Origin of the sequence: Bradyrhizobium sp. SHOUNA76 (genome assembly GCF_023006445.1) — a bacterium.
In the GTDB taxonomy this organism is placed as follows: domain Bacteria; phylum Pseudomonadota; class Alphaproteobacteria; order Rhizobiales; family Xanthobacteraceae; genus Bradyrhizobium.
In genome coordinates this window covers 1-2,726 of record NZ_JALBHA010000679.1, presented here as the reverse complement: position 1 = coordinate 2,726, position 2,726 = coordinate 1, and the positions used below count along the sequence as shown (strand labels likewise).

The 2,726-nt window shown below is 67.6% G+C and carries 1 protein-coding gene; it reads left to right on the top strand.

Features of this window, described 5'->3' with window-relative positions; genetic code table 11:
- A partial coding sequence (locus MOV74_RS35525) for an alpha-2-macroglobulin family protein (RefSeq protein WP_309486870.1) occupies nucleotides 1–2,726 on the top strand: 2,726 nt, incomplete at both ends.

Below are 2,726 nucleotides of genomic sequence, written 5' to 3'. Positions count from 1 at the left end.
CTGGTGATCGAGCGCCCCGACGGCGTCGAATTCCGCCGCGCGGTGCTGTCCGATCAGGGCGCCGGCGGCCGCTCGCTGGCAGTGACGCTCAATTCGGCTGTGCCGACCGGGACCTGGCGGGTGCGTGCCTTCACCGACCCGAAGGGTTCTTCGGTCGGCGAGACCACCTTCATGGTCGAGGATTACGTCCCCGACAGGATCGAATTCGACTTGTCCGCCAAGGACAAGCTGATCAAGGCTAACGCTCCAGTAGAGCTTAAGGCGGACGGCCATTTCCTCTATGGCGCGCCGGCCTCCGGCCTCCAGCTCGAAGGCGACATGCTGGTCGCGCCCGCGGCCGAGCGCCCGGGCTTTGCCGGCTACCAGTTCGGCGTCGCCGACGAGGAGACCACCTCGAACGAGCGCACGCCGCTGGAGAGTCTGCCGGAAGCCGACGCCAACGGCGTTGCGACCTTCCCGGTGACGCTGGACAAGCAGCCGGCCTCGACCCGTCCGCAGGAGGCGCAGATCTTCGTCCGCATGGTCGAGACCGGCGGCCGCGCCGTCGAGCGCAAGATCGTGCTGCCGGTCGCGCCCACCGCGGCGCAGATCGGCGTCAAGCCGCTGTTCGGCGACAAGAACGTGGCCGAAGGCGACAAGGCCGAGTTCGACATCCTGTTCGTCTCGCCCGAGGGTGAGAGGCTGCGCCGCGACGGCCTGCGTTACGAGCTCCTGAAGATGGAGTCGCGCTATCAATGGTATCGCCAGAACAATTACTGGGAGTACGAGCCGGTCAAGTCGACCTCGCGCGTTGCCGACGGTGACGTGACGGTTGCATCCGACAAGCCGACGCGGCTTTCGCTCACCCCCCAGCCCGGCCGCTACCGGCTCGATGTGAAGTCGAACGAGGCCGATGGCCCGGTGACCTCGGTGCAGTTCGACGTCGGCTGGTACTCCGACGGTAGCGCCGATACGCCGGACCTGCTGGAGACCTCGATCGACAAGCCGCAATATTCCTCCGGCGACACCATGACGGTGTCGGTCAATGTCCGCAGCGCCGGCAAGCTGACCATCAACGTGCTCGGCGATCGCCTGCTGACGACGCAGACCATCGACGTCAAGGAAGGCACCGCCCAGGTTAAGCTCCCGATCGGCAAGGATTGGGGCACCGGTGCCTACGTCGTGGCGACGCTGCGCCGTCCGCTCGATGCCGCTGCCCAGCGCATGCCGGGCCGGGCGATCGGGCTGAAATGGTTCGGCATCGACAAGCAGACCCGCACGCTGCAGGTGAAGCTGTCGCCGCCGGCGCTGATCCGGCCGAACGCGACGTTGAAGATCCCGGTCAAGCTCGACGGGCTCAATCCGGGCGAGGACGCCAAGATCGCCATCGCCGCGGTCGACGTCGGCATCCTCAACCTCACCAATTACAAGCCGCCGGCTCCGGACGATTACTATCTCGGCCAGCGCCGCCTGAGTGCCGAGATCCGCGATCTCTATGGACAGCTGATCGACGGCATGTCAGGCACGCGCGGCCAGATCAAGTCCGGCGGCGACGCCGGCGCTGGCGAACTCCAGGGCTCGCCGCCGGCGCAAAAGCCGCTGGCGTTGTATTCGGGCATCGTCACCGTCGCCGCTGACGGCACCGCGGAAGTGAGCTTCGACATTCCGGAGTTCGCCGGCACGGCGCGCGTGATGGCGGTGGCGTGGACCGCGACCAAGCTCGGCCGCGCCAACACCGATGTCGTGATCCGCGACCCCGTGGTGCTGACGACGACCCTGCCGCGCTTCCTGCTCAATGGTGACCGCGGCACGGTCAACCTCGAGATCGACAATGTCGAGGGCCAGGCCGGCGACTACGTCATCAACGTGAAGACGGGCGGCCCGGTGAAGATGACCGGCAACCCCGCCACCACCGTCAAGCTCGCCGCCAAGCAGCGCAACTCGTTCTCGCTGGCCCTCGACGCGACAGCGGCGGGGCAGGCGACGCTCGACGTCGACATCAAGGGCCCGAACGGCCTGGCCCTGGCGCGCCACTATGCGTTTGACGTCAAGGCGGCGACGCAGGTGCTGGCGCGGCGGTCGATCCGGACGCTGGCGAAGGGCGAGAGCCTGACGCTGACCTCGGACATGTTCTCCGACCTCGTGCCGGGCACCGGCAGCGTCTCCGTCTCGGCGAGCCTGTCGACGGCGCTCGACGCGGCGACGATCCTCAAGGCGCTCGATCGCTATCCCTATGGCTGCTCGGAGCAGATCACGAGCCGCGCCTTGCCGCTGCTCTACGTCAATGATCTTGCGGCCGGCGCGCATCTGGCGATGGACACCGAGGTCGACCAGCGCATCCGCGATGCGATCGAGCGGCTGCTCGCGCGCCAGGGCTCCAACGGCTCGTTCGGCCTGTGGTCGGCCGGGGGCGAAGATGCCTGGCTGAATGCGTACGTGACGGACTTCCTGACCCGCGCCCGCGAGAAGGGATTTGTGGTGCCGGACGTGCTGTTCAAGAACGCGCTCGACCGCATCCGCAACTCCGTCGTCAACGGCAACGAGCCGGAGAAGGACGGTGGGCGTGATCTCGCCTACGGCCTCTACGTGCTCGCGCGCAACGGCGCGGCACCCATCGGCGATCTCCGATATCTCGCCGATACCAAGCTTGCCAACCTGGCAACGCCGATCGCGAAGTCGCAGCTCGCGGCGGCGCTGGCGCTGGTCGGCGACCGCAACCGCGCCGAACGGGTCTATGGTGCCGCCCT